16 protein-coding genes are annotated in these 15289 nt (G+C 38.2%); 10 read left to right on the forward strand and 6 right to left on the reverse strand.

The window, feature by feature from the left end:
• Positions 1-129: 129 nt before the first annotated feature.
• Positions 130-1083, reverse strand: coding sequence for a LacI family DNA-binding transcriptional regulator (locus tag EGT49_RS07965; RefSeq protein ID WP_135373224.1), 954 nt, complete (start codon positions 1081-1083; stop codon positions 130-132).
• Positions 1084-1618: 535 nt separating this feature from the next.
• On the opposite strand from EGT49_RS07965, the gene EGT49_RS07970 reads away from it, so the two are divergent.
• From EGT49_RS07970 to EGT49_RS07990, 5 genes are all read left to right on the forward strand, one after another.
• Positions 1619-2539, forward strand: a complete 921-nt coding sequence (locus tag EGT49_RS07970; protein ID WP_135373226.1) for a DMT family transporter — start codon at positions 1619-1621, stop codon at positions 2537-2539.
• Between the two features lie 180 nt (positions 2540-2719).
• Positions 2720-3592 carry a DMT family transporter gene (locus tag EGT49_RS07975; protein WP_135373228.1) on the forward strand — a complete coding sequence of 291 codons (873 nt, stop codon included), beginning with the start codon at positions 2720-2722 and terminating at the stop codon, positions 3590-3592.
• Positions 3593-3735: 143 nt separating this feature from the next.
• Positions 3736-4326, forward strand: coding sequence for a type IV toxin-antitoxin system AbiEi family antitoxin domain-containing protein (locus EGT49_RS07980; RefSeq protein ID WP_135373230.1), 591 nt, complete (start codon positions 3736-3738; stop codon positions 4324-4326).
• 81 nt (positions 4327-4407) lie between these two features.
• Positions 4408-5268: a sce7726 family protein gene (locus EGT49_RS07985; protein WP_135373232.1), complete on the forward strand. Its 861-nt coding sequence runs from the start codon at positions 4408-4410 to the stop codon at positions 5266-5268.
• A gap of 22 nt (positions 5269-5290) precedes the next feature.
• On the forward strand, positions 5291-5770 hold the full coding sequence (locus EGT49_RS07990) for a hypothetical protein (RefSeq protein ID WP_135373234.1): 480 nt from the start codon (positions 5291-5293) through the stop codon (positions 5768-5770).
• A 56-nt stretch (positions 5771-5826) separates the two neighbouring features.
• On the opposite strand, the gene budA is transcribed toward EGT49_RS07990, so the two are convergent.
• Together budA and alsS are read right to left on the reverse strand one after the other, a co-directional pair.
• On the reverse strand, positions 5827-6537 hold the full coding sequence (budA, locus tag EGT49_RS07995; RefSeq protein ID WP_135373236.1) for an acetolactate decarboxylase: 711 nt from the start codon (positions 6535-6537) through the stop codon (positions 5827-5829).
• Between the two features lie 18 nt (positions 6538-6555).
• Positions 6556-8232 (reverse strand): acetolactate synthase AlsS, encoded by a 1677-nt coding sequence (gene alsS, locus EGT49_RS08000; RefSeq protein WP_135373238.1) that lies wholly within the window; start codon positions 8230-8232, stop codon positions 6556-6558.
• Positions 8233-8343: 111 nt separating this feature from the next.
• Here alsS and EGT49_RS08005 point away from each other — a divergent pair, with 111 nt between their 5' ends.
• The gene (locus EGT49_RS08005) at positions 8344-8775 is read left to right on the forward strand and encodes a MarR family winged helix-turn-helix transcriptional regulator (RefSeq protein ID WP_135373240.1); all 432 of its coding nucleotides are present in this window, start codon (positions 8344-8346) and stop codon (positions 8773-8775) included.
• 189 nt (positions 8776-8964) lie between these two features.
• A complete protein-coding gene (locus tag EGT49_RS08010; protein WP_135373242.1) occupies positions 8965-9213 on the forward strand; it encodes a Mor transcription activator family protein in 249 nt (82 codons plus the stop codon).
• A 737-nt stretch (positions 9214-9950) separates the two neighbouring features.
• On the opposite strand, the gene EGT49_RS08015 is transcribed toward EGT49_RS08010, so the two are convergent.
• Together EGT49_RS08015 and EGT49_RS12490 are read right to left on the reverse strand one after the other, a co-directional pair.
• On the reverse strand, positions 9951-10622 hold the full coding sequence (locus tag EGT49_RS08015) for a metal-dependent transcriptional regulator (RefSeq protein ID WP_135373244.1): 672 nt from the start codon (positions 10620-10622) through the stop codon (positions 9951-9953).
• Between the two features lie 12 nt (positions 10623-10634).
• A complete protein-coding gene (locus EGT49_RS12490; protein ID WP_167849801.1) occupies positions 10635-10790 on the reverse strand; it encodes a hypothetical protein in 156 nt (51 codons plus the stop codon).
• Between the two features lie 386 nt (positions 10791-11176).
• Here EGT49_RS12490 and EGT49_RS08020 point away from each other — a divergent pair, with 386 nt between their 5' ends.
• Both EGT49_RS08020 and EGT49_RS08025 read left to right on the forward strand, forming a co-directional pair.
• A complete protein-coding gene (locus tag EGT49_RS08020) occupies positions 11177-11617 on the forward strand; it encodes a universal stress protein (RefSeq protein ID WP_135373246.1) in 441 nt (146 codons plus the stop codon).
• Between the two features lie 29 nt (positions 11618-11646).
• On the forward strand, positions 11647-13302 hold the full coding sequence (locus EGT49_RS08025) for an Nramp family divalent metal transporter (protein WP_135373248.1): 1656 nt from the start codon (positions 11647-11649) through the stop codon (positions 13300-13302).
• 131 nt (positions 13303-13433) lie between these two features.
• Here EGT49_RS08025 and EGT49_RS08030 read toward each other — a convergent pair whose 3' ends face one another.
• Positions 13434-13844 (reverse strand): peptide deformylase, encoded by a 411-nt coding sequence (locus tag EGT49_RS08030; RefSeq protein WP_135373250.1) that lies wholly within the window; start codon positions 13842-13844, stop codon positions 13434-13436.
• Positions 13845-14421: 577 nt separating this feature from the next.
• On the opposite strand from EGT49_RS08030, the gene EGT49_RS08035 reads away from it, so the two are divergent.
• Entirely contained in the window at positions 14422-15234 is an 813-nt protein-coding gene (locus tag EGT49_RS08035; protein WP_135373252.1) for a glycosyltransferase family 8 protein, read from the forward strand.
• The last annotated feature ends 55 nt before the right edge of the window (positions 15235-15289 follow it).

The following is a 15289-nucleotide window of genomic DNA, read 5'->3' on the forward strand; positions in this document are numbered from 1 at the left end:
CGATTACCCCAAATGATAACCATCCTACAAATTATCAAATGTCAGGCTTATCGGTTCAACTCATTTCTTGGTACGACTATATAGTACGATGTGGGATTGGTCCCAGGTCAAGGACTTTTTTAATATTTTTTAGTAACTTTCAATGAAGTGAGGTTCTTCGTGTTCGTAAGGCAGATGGGTGTCATTTAATTGGTTGTACAAATAAATAAATCCGTTGTGCATTTGATTACGGAAACACAAATCAATCGTGGGAAAATTCATCAAAGAGGCTATTTCACTGTTGTCACTGCCGATCACCAGACAATCTTCGGGAACACGGACGTGATGTCTGCGCAAGGTTGCTATGAAGTCGGCCGCTACATAGTCAGTGAAAATCAGCATCGCCTTAGGTGGATTGGAATTTTTCAACCATTTCTCGGCCGCATCATGACCAACGCCATTTTGTCCGTCGTAAAAATCGAAAGTTTGAATACTATCAGGATATTTTTGAGAAAAGTCTTCAATAGCCTTAATTCGAGCCTGCGTGTTACCGTTACGGATCGGTGACAGGATGTGGCCCACGTGATCGTAACCTTCGTTATTAAGACGTTCTAAAATTTTATAATAAATAGGGTAGTGGTCGATGTAATTGGAATAGATGTGGGGATGCTCAACCCTTTGCCAAGTAGCGATGGGACCGAATTTGGCATAGGAGCTGATGGTGTCCCAGGAGTTGAGTCGTAACGCTATAAAAACGGCATCCAGACGTTTGCTAGTGAGCAGATCAAGTGTGTGCAGCTCCTTTTTAGAATTCTTGGTGAAATATAGATTGACGCTGTAACCATATTTTGAAGCGATTTGGGTAAAGGAATTAATCAGCTCGCCAACTAATGGCATGTAATCGTTGATCAGAAAGCCGATAGTATTTGTGCGCTTGCTCCTCAAGTTTTTCGCTACTTGATTAGGGATGTAGTTCATTTCGTGCATCGCGTCTAAAATGATTTTTCTTTTTTCTTCACTCACATACCCATTGCCACTGACGACGCGTGATATGGTTGATTTGGAGATTCCCGTTTTCTTAGCTAAATCATAAATTGTTGTCATATTATCCCTCTCATTAATAGATCCTTACAAAGTTAATTATACATTGGAAACGTTTACTACTCTAGAACGGTTGTTTTATTGTCTGTCATTGTTATACTAAGTCCGTATTAGGTACTTGCTCTACTTAGTTCGGTTGTAGAAGATATAGAAGAGTTCTACTAAATGATATTTCTATTAGTATAATTTTTGAATTAGACAGAATAAAAAATTAAAATAGTTATCTAGTCTGGAGCACAAGCCCCGTGATGACTCAGCCGCCAAATTCTTGTTGGTGCTTTAGCACCTACAAGAAGGCCTAGTTTTGAGATTTTGCGTACTTTGCAAAAGCTCAAAATAGTGCCGGCAGCGTTCCAGCTCATCACGGGGCTTGTGTGGAAGACGGCATCTTACACTAACCAAGCAATAGCAAGAACCTTGTATTACATAAGGAAGGTGAATATTTATCGTTAGTTGACAGCAGTAATATTTCGGCCACATTTGTTTGTGGCGTAGCAATGAATTCAATTGAAATCAACGCGAAAGGGAAATATTACTCATGAAGTCTAAAAGGATTCTCGGATCCGTCTTTTTAACCATTGCTTCAATTATTTGGGGAGCAATGTTTGTAGTTGTAAAAATCATTGTCGACGAGGTACATCCAATTCAACTCGTTTGGTTGGAATACTTAGTTGCGTTAGTGTTCTTGATTGGTTATTCAATCATCAAGCACGAGAAATGGCACATCAATTGGTCTGATTTGAAATTAGTTTTTTGGATTGGAATCATCGGAAATACCATTTCATTAGTTGCCCAGGAAATGGGTACCGGGTTGTCCAATGCCCAAACTGGTTCAGTAATCACCTCAACGATTCCCGCATTTATGATCATCTTCGGTTGGCTGATTCTGAAAGAAAAAATGGACAAAGTTAAGATTTTCTCCGTCATCATCGCTATTCTTGGAGTAGTTATGATCGTCGGCTTGAAGATGTCAGGAACGAATGTTGTTTTAGGAATTTTGCTCCTAGTTCTTGACTCAATCGCTTGGGCCTTGATGTCGGTCTTGGTCAAGAAAGTAAAGACGTACAGTTCTTTACAAATTACTATTATGTCAACAGTAGTAGCGGTAGTTGCTCTGACACCATTTATTTTGAGTGATATGTCATCACTTACAAGCATCAATTTCACTGAGCCAAAAGTAATCTGGAGTCTTCTATATATTGGCGCTGTATCAACAGCCGTCGCTTATGTAATGTGGAATCGTGGGTTACAAATCGTCAGTGCCGGTTCATCTGGATTATTCTACTTGATTCAACCAATCGTTGGGTCATTCTTAGGTTGGTTGTTACTGGGAGAACAAATCTCAGCCGGTTTCATCGTTGGCTCAGCAATGATTTTACTCAGCGTCTGGATCTCAGTTAAATACGACAGTTCATCGTCGAGTGACACGAGTTTAGCCAGCGCCGGGAGTAACATTTAAAAATAATAAACTATTAGTGAATCCATTTTGGATTCACTTTTTTTGTTGGAAAAATTTCCAAAATGTAAACGAAAATTTCTATTCCTTTTTCAAGTGATAATGCTATAATTTTTACAAAAATAAGATTTCGATAGAATTTTATAAATTTATTGTTCCTGAGAAACCACAAGGTCAAGGATTATGTCTAATAAAGTAGTAGGTTCTATTTTATTGAGTGTCGCTGCCAGTATCTGGGGCGGTACTTTTGTTGCGGTAAAAATGGTTGTCGGGGTTATTCATCCGATCCAATTGGTCTGGCTAAGATACTTAGTCGCGTTAATTTTTTTAGTTGGTTTCTCATTGATCAAAAGAGAAAAATGGCACATTCAAAAAAAGGATTTGAAATGGTTCTTCCTTTGCGGATTGACCGGTTACGCTATCTCACTAGTAGCTCAAGAAACTGGCACTTGGTTTTCCAGCGCTCAAACTGGAGCCGTCGTCACGTCATCAACCCCAGCTTTCATGGTGATTTTTGCCTGGTTGATTCTAAAAGAGAAGCTAGATCGAGTTAAAATAATTTCACTGATTATGGCCACTTTAGGCGTTGTCATGATTGTCGGTGTTCATCTGAGTGGAAAACATATCATCTTAGGAGTCTTCTTCTTAATCATCACTGCTCTAACTTGGTCGTTCATGTCCGTTTTGATCAAATTATTGCCCAATTACACCGCATTACAAATTACGATAATTTCGACGGTTGTTGCCATGATATGCCTAACTCCATTTGTGATGGGTGACATTGCCGCGTTATCCAATGTCAATTTCTTAAATCCGAAGATCATTGCCTGTCTATTCTATGTCGGAGCAGTCTCCACGGCCGCCGCTTTCGTGATGTGGAATAAAGGTTTGACCATGGTCAGTCCCAGCATCTCCGGCTTGATTTACTTGTTACAACCAATTGTCGGTACACTGTTAGGCTGGTTGATCCTAGGCGAGAACCTCACGTGGGGATTTGCTTTAGGAACCGGTTTGATTTTGGCCAGTGTCTGGGTCTCAATTCGTTTTGCAAAATAAGTTTTAGCACATTCCTGAAAATGGGATGTGCTTTTTTCGTAATTTTAATAGTAGGTGATTTTGATAATGATTTGTTTTGGTTCGAAAATACACAACTCTATTATATAATTGTGTATAAACGAACCGTTAAAGGTGGAATTACGATGACCGCGGAAAAAATAAAATCGTTTTTAAGAGAAAATAACGGTCAAATAACCCGAAAAGATGCCGAAAATTTGAATATCTATCCGACTGTACTAAGCAGATTAGTCAAGTCTGGACAGTTAGAGCGTGTTGAGCGGGGTGTTTATATTGACCCCAATATTTTTGAAGATGATATGTTTGTTTTGCAATATAAGTACAGTAAAGGGATTTATTTTAAAGATACATCGTTGTTTCTACATGGAATGATTGATCGAACACCAGATAAATATGATATGAATTTTCCTAGTCAGTATAGTAATTCAGATTTAAAAAAGTATCCGATTAGAATGCATCGTCAAATTGATTCTTTATATACGATGGGAATCGAAGAAATACAAAGCCCAGGTAATCATTTGATAAAAACCTACAATATTGAGAGAACGCTATGTGATATCGTTCGAGGAAGGGATAAGTCCGATATGGAGACAATTAAGCAAGCTATGAATTCGTATATTGATAGACCAGATAAAAATCTCGGGCAATTATTTGATTATGCCAAAAAGTTGAAGGTAGAAAAGATTATTGGAACTTACATGGAAATTTTATTGTGAAACTTGATTTTACGTAATTTAAAATATTTGGAGTTAAACGTACATGTTATACTTTTTTTAAGATTGTGAGTGGGGATAATTATGACGACAGATGTTATTTTGAATAAGGTATTTACGGTTAATTATTTGAAGAAACTTATCAATGATCAAGGGTTTGGATTGTATCAGGATGTAGTCGATTCATTGATTTCTGAACAAAAAGTTGATAATAATCTAGATGCATTTGTGGCGTTATATAAATATATGTTTAAAAATCATCGTAATGAATTTTTTTATAAAAATACACTCATTAAGAAAATTTTATTGGGAATTCATAGTGTGAATACGACAACTGCCTTGAGAGAGATTCCCATTTCTGAGAATATTTTGGACCTGCTGTTGATAAATGGAGTTGGACGGGTCTATGAAATTAAAACAGAATTAGACAATCTTACTAGACTGCCACAACAATTAGAGGCATATTATCAAGCTTTTTCTTATGTCAATGTGGTGACTGATGAGAGTCATTTTAAGGATGTGTCAAAACTATTAGAAGATAAGCCGACGGGAATTATTTTGTTGACAAAACGGGGTAGTTTGCACGTTGAAAAGAAAGCTCTAGAATACAATGGAGTTTTAAATAGTAGAGTATTGTTTAACATTTTGCGTAAATATGAATTTGAAAATATTACCAATGAAGTTTTTGGACAATTGCCGCAAGTTAATCAATCAAAATATTATGATGCTTGTTTTGAAATGTTGTCTAAATTAGATGTTAAGGAATTTCAATGGTATGTTTTGAGAGAATTAAAGAAACGAAGTAATATCAATTCCCAAAATTTATCGGCTTTTGAAACGATTCCCAAGGAAATTAAGTCATTAGTGTACTTTTCAAAATATCGTCCGACAGATTTTGAGAAACTTCAGAAGTTTTTAGAAACAGATTATAAAGAGGTGAAATAATGTATTTTCCATTAATATGAGAATGAATAAAAATATTTTTAGAGAGTTTTCTCAACAAGGTAGACAGATTCTACTATATGGTGCTGACAGAGAAGAGAAGATGAATACAGCCCTTGAGAATTTAAGCAAACTAAGTGAAAAATATGGGACTAGTTTTATTAAAGCTTCTGTGACTAGGTTTTCTACAGTAGAAGACTTTACTGTCGATCTATTTAATAAAATTCATGTGCAGAATCTTGATTTGATAAATGGATTTACCATTTTAGAAGAGGAACTTTTCAAGCAAAATACGGTGTTAGTTATAGATGGGATGGAAGAAATCAACAACAATATTGCTCTTCGAGAAAAGTTAGCGGAACTTGCAAAAAGTATGTCAGACAACTCGATTTATTACGAGAATTCGTATGCAAAAGTTATCTTTATAGGAACTGTAAATACGGCAGAATTATTATGGAATGATGTTCAATCCTTGAAAAGTCGGATGGCAACAATTTCTATCTAATTCATTAGACCAAAAAAGACGAGTCGCTTACGAACTCGTCTTTTTACTTCTATATATTATGATTCAGCTTTATGAATATCGCCTAGAATGTCATGTCCGGAAAAGTCAAAGTTGGAAAACTCTTGGTTATTCACTGGTAAATGTTGTTCTAAGGTGTCGAATTGTTGAATAGATACTGTACCGCTGGCACTGCCAAATTCTAACAGGTGGCCGCCAAAGGTGTGGTCGTCTGCTAAGAAGTGGTTGTGGAAACCGGCAACCGCAGCTCCATCGAAAAGCTGTGGTGAGTAATAGCTCAACATGGTACCAGCGACTGTTTCGCGTTGAAAAATACTTTGACATTCGGCTGTTTTGGCCAGAGTGTCATATGGTTTCTGAGATTTCTTCACGGCGCGGGTCTTGATGTTAGTGAAAGTTCCGGAAAACTCGATTGAGAAGAAGGTGTTAGTGCTGGTGGCAGAAACAACTTTTTTCTCTAAATCGGCTTGGGAAATATCTTTGACGTCAAACAGCTTTTGATAATTAGCGAAGTGAATGTTGGCAAATGGCATCGTGAAATCGTCAGGTACGATGTTGACGGATCCGTGACTGTCGATTTGATAAGGTGTGCCATTTAGAATCACTAGTTCACCATCTAATCCTTCGCCAGTTCCGATACCAGTATCGCCGTGTTGTAACATTTCTTTCATCGTGATCGTGCCATCTAACAGCCCAGGAACTAGTAAAGCTAGTGTTCCGTGTTGATAGAGAATGCTTGTTTTTGACATGAAATTCTTCTTTCTATTTTAGTTCAATACATCGTCAACTAACTTGGATGCTAGTTTAATATTATCAGAATAATCAACTGGGATGTGCAAAATAACTGGTCCCTTTGTGTCAAAAGCTTTGGCTAGCATTGGTTCAAGGTCTTCAGTTCTCTCAACACGCATACCAGTAGCACCGAAACTTTCAGCGTATTTAACGAAGTCAACGTGACCGAGCTTGACACCAGATTCGTGGCCATATTTAGCAATTTCTTGGAAACGCACCATGTCGTAATAACCGTCGTCCCAGATCAATTGTACGATGTTCAAGTGGAGACGAACCGCTGTTTCAAGGTCTTGGCCTGAGAATAGGAAGCCACCGTCACCAGCAACTGATACGATAGGTTGGTCAGGACGTTCCAAAGCAGCAGCGATAGCCCAAGGAAGTGCGACACCTAGTGTCTGCATACCGTTACTGAATAGTAGATGTCTTGGTTTGTAACTTCTGAAGTGACGTGCCATCCAGATGTAGAGACTACCAACATCAACTGTAACAGTTGTATCGTCGTTAACTTGATTTTGAAGTGCGTGGATGATAGCTAGTGGGTGAATACCGTCCTTGTCAGAATGGTTTTCAGGGATGGCATCAGTCTTAGTAAACTTCACTTGTTCGTCAGCTAAGTGTTGATGCATTGTTTCGCCTAGGTCGATGTCTTCAGGTAAGTTAGCACTAACTGAGTTAAGAGTCTTGGCAATATCAGCGTTAACAATCAAGTCAGGTTGATAATCATTGGTGATTTCTGGCTTGACCGCATCGATATTAATAATTTCCCCGTGACGGTCGATGTTCCAGTTACGAGCTTCATATTCGATAGGGTCGTAGCCGACAGCGATGATCAAATCACTTTCTTTGAGGATAGTGTCACCAATCTGGTTGCGGAAAAGGCCGACACGTCCGTAATAATTTTTTTCCAAATCACGCGAGATGACTCCAGCACCCTGGAAGGTTTCGACAACTGGGATTGAGAACTTGTGCAAGAAATTGTGAATAGCTTCTGTGACTTCATTAGTAGAAGAACGCATACCAGCCAAGATAACTGGCAACTTAGCAGCCTTGATCTTGTCAACGATTTCGTCGATAACTTCTTGATTCATGCCACCTTGATGGACTTTGTGAAGTGGGTCGATGACTGGACGAGTAACTTCGTCATTCAAGACATCTTGAGGAATTGATAAGAAGGCAGCTCCAGCTTTAACGGTAATTGAATTTTGGTAAGCGTTTGCAAAAGATTCCGACAAATTGTTAGGATCTTGAACTTCCACACTATCCTTAGCAGCAGCGCTCAATAACTCTTTACTTGCGATGGCTTGGTGCGTTAATCTAGCTATATCATTTCGTGGAACTTGACCACTGATAGCAACGACTGGGTCACCTTCAGCTGTAGCCGTGATAAGTGGTGTAACGATGTTTGAAACACCAGGACCAGAAGTAGTAGCGACAACTCCAGGTTTACCAGTGATTCGACCGATTCCGGCAGCGATGAAAGCGGCGTTTTGTTCGTGACGAGTGATAATTAATTTAGGCGTTTTAGGATCGTTATTGTGCTCAAGAGATTCAAATAATCGGTCAACTTTAGCACCAGGTACTCCGAAGACGTACTTAATACCTTGATTAATCATAGTTTGGATCAATGCATCAGCACCAGTTTGCTTTGACATTTAAATAACCTCTTTTTTTATGTAGATTTGTTTTATAATCATTTATAAGAAGAATTTAAAACATTCATGTTGATTTGTCAACACGCAACTATTTTCAAAGGATGAAAGAATATGAAAAACATCGGCTACTTAGCCCAAGATATCTCAATTTTACATCGACAATACTATAAGGACACCCGCAAGGAGTTCAAGGAAATCAGCCTTAATCCGACCGCAGCTTGTATTTTACTGGCTGTAAGCGACTATGAAAACATCACCCAAAATCAAGTGGCACGCTCATTAGTCATCGATAAAGCCCTAGCCACTAGGGAAATCAACAAAATGGAAAAGCTGAATTACCTAACAAAACAAGATGGTGCCGGCAAAACAAAAATACTCAACCTAACCGATAAAGGTAATGAAATAGTTGACCAAGTGCAACATATCAGAAGCCAGTGGTGGGAAGACCGCTTCGCTAAGTCAGGCATCCACAAAGATAGCCCTTTAGTGTCTTCAATCGAGGCAGTTGTCTCCACAATCGTCGGTCCAATAGACGAAAATTAAAAAAATTATTTTCAAAAAAGACAGCCTGTAGCGTTATACGATTGAAAATCGTTGATAACAGAACTTTTGAAAATGGTAATTAAGTAATTACTTATAACGATAAAATAAAAAAGATTTCAAAAAACACCCAGAACGACAAATAGTGACGCACCCATATTATAAAATCTTTTATAAAGGGGGGCGGCTAATATGAAAGAAATAGAATCAGAATTACTAAGTGATTCATATCAAGATTTGGCCGAGATTATAGGAGTAGACAACATGCTAAAGATTCGCCAAAGCTATGGCGGTACACAACTGCAGCTGCCAATGCGCTTATATGATGCCAAAAAGTTGCAGAAGAAACTAAAAGCAATGAACGTCAAACCAGACCAAGTAATGGAACTATCACGAAAGTACGGTTATTCACCAAGATGGATTAAACAGGCAATAAAGTAGGGAATAGTGTATTTCTATATTTTGGGTAGTGCTAGTTTTCCGTCGTCCGTGACAGCTCTGGGAAATGCTGGAACGCTCTGGGCACAACTTGGAGCCAATTCCAAAAGCGGGAATTGTCTTCAAGATTGGCCTTCCACTAGGCGCTGAAAGCGCCAAGAGAAATTTCAGGGCTGAGCATTTCCCAGAGCTGTCGCTACCGACTAGATAATAGATCTAATGAGCTATTCCGTTAGATTTTGAAGGGAATATTTGTTCTATTCATAATAAGAAGTTAATTGTTTTATTGCCTGGATATTTTTTAGATAAATAAAAATAAATAGGATATTACTAAGACCGCATCAATATGTTGCAACCTTAGTAATATCCTATTTTCGTAGTTAGAACCATATCCATTTTGACTAGAATGGGAGACACAATAACGTATCAAAATATCAGATCAAATAAGAAATAGAGCATCTATCCTTAAAAGAATGGAAAACAAATCAACCATAGATCCGTTATTCAGTCCGGAATAGCAAAGCCGATTTGGCTCAGATGTGAAATTATTCTTAGTGCTTTAGCACTTAGAATAAGGTCGAGCTTGAAGACAATTTCCGGTTTTGAAATTGGCTCCAAGTCGGCCCACATCGTTCCAGCCAAAATCGGCTTTGCTATGGAGGACGGCATACTTATACTACTCAAAAAAAACACAAAAAAGGCGTTTGACAACGCGTGATTTCTATCAGAATCATGCCTACTCAAACGCTTTTTTCCTTGCTCAAAACAGTTTCAATCCGAATCATCTTCGTGATGTTCTTCGGCAAAATCTGCTTCAAATTGTTGCGACGATTCAAAACTACCATTGAATGATCGTAGTCATTGATGCTTTGAATCCGCAATTTGTCGCCTAATTTGATGTCGATGTTGCTCAAAATCTTGAATAAATAGTCGTCCTCAAAAAAATTGATGACCTTAAAAGTAGTGTCGAAACTAGATTGATTGGCCAGCAGGTCGTACTTGGAAAACTCCGGAGCTGGCGTGTTGATGGGAATCACGTTGCCGTGTGGACAAGTCTGGGGATAACCCAAATAAGTGTTCAGACGGTCGATCAACAAAAGGTCAGGTTCCTCGGACAAAGTAGATGCCTTATCATAGACGTCACTCAACGGAATATCCAGCTTTTCGTAGAGCCAAGTTTCCAGTAAACGATGCTGCTGAACAAGAGGAGTGACTTCGTTCAAGCCCTTTTTAGTCAGTTTTGAACCGTAATATTTCTTGTACTTGACCAAACCTAATTTTGCTAAATGCTGAGTTCGATCGGAAACGGAAGCCTTACTCACACCAGCTTTGGTTGCTAGATCAATATTGTTTACGTTTTGAAAGCTGCCGCCTAATTCAAAAATCAATCTCAAAAAATTCAGATCATTCATAGAGTCACCACTTTATTTGTTTTTAAAAATCAAGTCATCCAGTAGTAGGGAATTAGTAAAAATGCGTGAGTACATACCCACTAAAACTTCGGAAGTTAGCCAGTTATTAGTCAAAAATTGCTCACTGTTGACCTCGTCTAACACTTCTTGATGTGTTTCTTTATGCATGATTGACCTCCTTTTGTCAATTTAGTTAGCCACACCTAATTAAAATGATTATAAAGTATTACAAATGCCATCGTATATACAAAACGTCTTATAGATATTATTGTGTGCGGTTATAACGTTGCTGTTGACAGCTTTAATATAACATATTTATTTTTTGAAAATAGTTAAGGGAGGGTTAATTTATTTTTGATATATCACATAACATAGTCCTAAAAAGCCTAAGAACGGGCAAGTAATCGCTTTCTATAAAATTTTAGAAAAATTACTATTCTGTATTTTTTTATTAGGGCGGCTTAAAAAATAGTTTACATAGATTTAAAAAGTTGTAGAATGGTTTTTGGAAAGACGAGTACGACTTGTCTTAATAAGAATTGGAGGAAAAACCAATGTCAAAACAAAACAACACATTTGAACGTGTTTTGGTTGGTGTTGATGATTCTGATGATGCACAATTAGCTTTTCGCTATGCGATGCGTCGTTGTATAAAAGATGACTCTACATTAATCATCACTTCTATTTTGGAAAGTGGCGACATGAACGTCTACCAAGCACTGACTCGTGATTATGTTCACGGTGAGCGTCGAGAATTAGAAGAACACATGCAAGAATATCGCAAGATTGCATTGGAAGCCGGAGTTAAAAAGGTTGAACTTATGGTTGCCGAAGGGGATCCCGGTGAAACAATCGTCAAGGATGTTATTCCAGCATCAGAAGCTGATCTTCTTGTAATTGGTTCGTTATCTAAAAAAGGTATCAAGAAGTATTTCGGTTCCCAAGCCGCATATATGGCGAAGCATTCACCTATCTCAGTAATGATCATTCGCTAATAAAATCCGAAAAATAAGGGGAGATTAATATGGCTGAAAAGCATAAATTAATCGAGTACGCCAACGGTCCTTCTCTACAAGAGATCAACGGAACTGTTGATGTACCAAAAGGAAAAGGTTTCTTCAAAACATTGTTCGCCTATTCAGGACCAGGAGCTTTAGTTGCTGTTGGTTACATGGATCCAGGTAACTGGTCAACATCTATTACAGGTGGACAAAACTTTCAATATCTATTGATGTCAGTTATTCTTTTGTCTAGTTTAATTGCCATGTTGTTGCAATATATGGCTGCTAAACTAGGCATCGTGAGTAAGATGGATCTAGCGCAAGCAATTCGTGCTAGAACTAGTAGATCACTTGGAATCGTCTTGTGGATTCTGACCGAATTTGCAATTATGGCGACTGATATTGCCGAAGTTATCGGTGGTGCCATCGCCTTGTACCTATTGTTCCATATTCCATTAGTAATCGCCGTATTCATTACCGTTGGTGATGTTTTGGTATTACTACTATTAACAAAGATTGGTTTCAGAAAAATTGAAGCTATCGTTGTATGTTTAATTCTTGTCATTTTATTCGTATTCGTTTATCAAGTTGCACTATCAAATCCAGACTGGGGTGGCGTGTTCGCTGGCTTGATTCCAACTGGAAAAACCTTTGCCACAAGCCCTACAATTGGTGGACAAACACCTCTAAATGGTGCTCTAGGTATCATTGGTGCCACAGTTATGCCTCACAATTTGTACCTACATTCAGCTATTTCACAAACAAGAAAAGTTGATCACGCTGATGAAAAATCAGTTGCTCAAAACGTACGTTTCTCAGCTTGGGATTCAAATATCCAATTGACAGCTGCATTCTTCGTTAACGCCTTACTACTTATCATGGGTGTCGCCGTCTTCAAGAGTGGTGCCGTTGAAGATCCATCATTCTTCGGTTTGTACCAAGCACTTTCAGATACATCAACTTTGAGTAACGGAGTTTTGATTGCCGTTGCCAAGTCAGGTATTTTATCAACATTATTCGCTGTTGCATTGCTTGCATCAGGTCAAAATTCAACTATCACTGGTACCTTAACTGGACAAGTTATTATGGAAGGTTTCGTTCACATGAGAATGCCTCTCTGGTTACGTCGTTTGGTTACACGTTTGATCTCGGTTATCCCAGTTTTAATCTGTGTTATGTTAACAAGTGGTAAGAGTGCCATTGACGAGCACGAAGCTTTGAATACATTAATGAATAACTCACAAGTCTTCTTGGCCTTCGCCTTACCATTCTCAATGTTGCCATTACTATTAATGACTGACAGTGCCACAGAAATGGGTGACAAGTTCAAGAATGCTAACTGGATCAAATTTTTCGGTTGGTTATCAGTAATCGCTTTGACAGTTCTAAACTTGATCGGTTTACCAGACCAAATCAAAGCCTTCTATGGCGACCACATCACATCTGGTCAATCACTTCAAGCAACCATCATTGCCTACCTATTGATTGCTGCCGTTCTAGCATTGTTAATTTGGACAATCTTAGACATGCATAAAGGTAATGAAAGATTAAAGAACGTTCTAGCTAAAGAAAATGTTACCTCAACATATGAACATCTAGCTAAAATGTCCGCTTCAGCAACTTACGAAGAAGAATTCGACAAAGAAGCAACTGCTGAAAGAAATTCAGAACAAAGATAATAATTTTTAATTAATAAATTAGTAACAAACAAGGGACGAAAGGTTAAAGTAGCAAACCGTTTCATTCCCATCACACAAAACAATTGATACAACAAAACCAAAAAATGGAAAGCCGCCGGCTTTCCATTTTTTTATATCAAGATTCCATCACAGTGGTCGATCTCATGTTGAATGATCTCCGCCACGAAATCGCTGAATTCTTGCGTATGTTCATTAAAATCAGTATCAAAATATTTAACAGTAATCTTCTTAAACCTAGTAGCCTCCCGTTGACCTTCTAAAGACAAACAACCTTCAGAAGTCGAGTAAGAACCACTCTTACTTATAATAGTAGGATTAATCATCACCACCGCCATCATCCCCAGTGAAAAGACGATCATCCGTTTATTTTCCCCAATCATATTAGCCGCCATACCAACACAGTTCTCCACATTTGCCTGCAAAGTATCCCGAAGATCCTGAGCAATCGCTAAGTCGTCCTTAGTAGCCAATTGCGCCTTTTGTTGTAAAAAGTTCTGATCATGATTAATAGGTCGTATCATAAGTTATCCCTCTAATTGAATTAATATAGTAAGTACATTGTACACTAAACCTCCGACCAACTCAGACTAATAGATTTAGTGTGAAGAAAGAAAAGAATAAAATTAAGTATATCAAAAAAATGAGAAGTTGTGAGAAGCTGGGATAGTCCTATATAACAACGCTTATAAGGTGCAAAAAGGTTAAAAATATCAGAAAAAGTGAGAAGCTGTGATAAGCTTGAATAAGCTCGTCATATCAACGATTTTAGGGAAGAAAAAGTTATAAAACATATCCAAGCTTATCCAAGGATGGATAAGCTTGAATAAGCCTATCATATCAACGATTTTAGGGAAGAAAAGTTACAAAACATACCCAAGCTTATCCAAGGATGGATAAGCTTAATTAAGCCCGTCACCTCAACGTTTCTAAGAGAAAAAGAGACATGAAACATGTCCAAGCTTATCCAAAAGTGGATAAGCTTATAAGTTCAACGCCAATTAAGATAGAACTAAATTCCCCATGAAGTGAGACAATAGTCGCCGAATCCAACGGAAAAGTTATAATAGAAGTAGTAAACAATTCAAAGGAGGAAATCCAATGAACCTACTATTTGCTATCGATGACCGCGTAGTCGACCAACTCTTGACCACCCTGTATTCCATCAAATGCAACACCACAGCCAAAAGTTTTTCCGTCTATGTGATCCAAGATAAGAAGTTGACCCACACCCAACGGATAATTCAATTTTGCAAAAAACTCAAAATGACCTATCACCCAATCATAGTTTCCAATACCCATTTTGATAAGGCACCAGTGACCGACCGCTACCCAAAGACCATCTACTATCGATTATTAGCCTACGAATATTTACCAAAAAACCTCAAACGAGTTCTATATTTAGACACCGACGTTCTAGTGATTAACGACCTAAAACGCCTCTATAACATGGACTTTGATGGCTATTGGTACGCTGCTGCCAGCCATGTGGCACTGGACGTAACCGACTCATTAAACAAAATTCGCTTAGGAAATTATGACACAAACGGCTACTTCAATTCCGGAGTTATCTTGATGAACCTACCAGCCGAAAGAGAACACGTCAAAGCCGAAGACATCTATGGCTATATCAGAATCAAGAATCTAGCACTATTTTTACCAGACCAAGACATTCTAAACGGACTATACGGCCAACACATCAAGAAAATCCCTGACGAAATCTACAATTATGACGCCAGAATGAATCCACTGTATTATGCCAAAAGCAATGGTCAGTGGGACATCGATTGGGTGATTGAACACACTGCCATTCTCCATTTCTGTGGAAGAGACAAACCTTGGAAGGCCGACTATAAAGAAAGATATTCCGGACTTTATAAACACTATGCTCACGTTGCCAAAAACTTACATTAATTTATTCAAAGAAGACCTTCAAATCATGGCTGAATTGAAGGTCTTTTTTGCTAGT

It is taken from the genome of Companilactobacillus suantsaicola (assembly GCF_004745525.1).
Taxonomy (GTDB): Bacteria; Bacillota; Bacilli; order Lactobacillales; family Lactobacillaceae; genus Companilactobacillus; species Companilactobacillus suantsaicola.

Coding starts and splice junctions, on each gene's coding strand:
- EGT49_RS07965 (WP_135373224.1), bottom strand. CDS start 1,083: ATGACAACAATTTATGATTTAGCTAAGAAAACGGGAATCTCCAAATCA.
- EGT49_RS07970 (WP_135373226.1), top strand. CDS start 1,619: ATGAAGTCTAAAAGGATTCTCGGATCCGTCTTTTTAACCATTGCTTCA.
- EGT49_RS07975 (WP_135373228.1), top strand. CDS start 2,720: ATGTCTAATAAAGTAGTAGGTTCTATTTTATTGAGTGTCGCTGCCAGT.
- EGT49_RS07980 (WP_135373230.1), top strand. CDS start 3,736: ATGACCGCGGAAAAAATAAAATCGTTTTTAAGAGAAAATAACGGTCAA.
- EGT49_RS07985 (WP_135373232.1), top strand. CDS start 4,408: ATGACGACAGATGTTATTTTGAATAAGGTATTTACGGTTAATTATTTG.
- EGT49_RS07990 (WP_135373234.1), top strand. CDS start 5,291: ATGAATAAAAATATTTTTAGAGAGTTTTCTCAACAAGGTAGACAGATT.
- budA (WP_135373236.1), bottom strand. CDS start 6,537: ATGTCAAAAACAAGCATTCTCTATCAACACGGAACACTAGCTTTACTA.
- alsS (WP_135373238.1), bottom strand. CDS start 8,232: ATGTCAAAGCAAACTGGTGCTGATGCATTGATCCAAACTATGATTAAT.
- EGT49_RS08005 (WP_135373240.1), top strand. CDS start 8,344: ATGAAAAACATCGGCTACTTAGCCCAAGATATCTCAATTTTACATCGA.
- EGT49_RS08010 (WP_135373242.1), top strand. CDS start 8,965: ATGAAAGAAATAGAATCAGAATTACTAAGTGATTCATATCAAGATTTG.
- EGT49_RS08015 (WP_135373244.1), bottom strand. CDS start 10,622: ATGAATGATCTGAATTTTTTGAGATTGATTTTTGAATTAGGCGGCAGC.
- EGT49_RS12490 (WP_167849801.1), bottom strand. CDS start 10,790: ATGCATAAAGAAACACATCAAGAAGTGTTAGACGAGGTCAACAGTGAG.
- EGT49_RS08020 (WP_135373246.1), top strand. CDS start 11,177: ATGTCAAAACAAAACAACACATTTGAACGTGTTTTGGTTGGTGTTGAT.
- EGT49_RS08025 (WP_135373248.1), top strand. CDS start 11,647: ATGGCTGAAAAGCATAAATTAATCGAGTACGCCAACGGTCCTTCTCTA.
- EGT49_RS08030 (WP_135373250.1), bottom strand. CDS start 13,844: ATGATACGACCTATTAATCATGATCAGAACTTTTTACAACAAAAGGCG.
- EGT49_RS08035 (WP_135373252.1), top strand. CDS start 14,422: ATGAACCTACTATTTGCTATCGATGACCGCGTAGTCGACCAACTCTTG.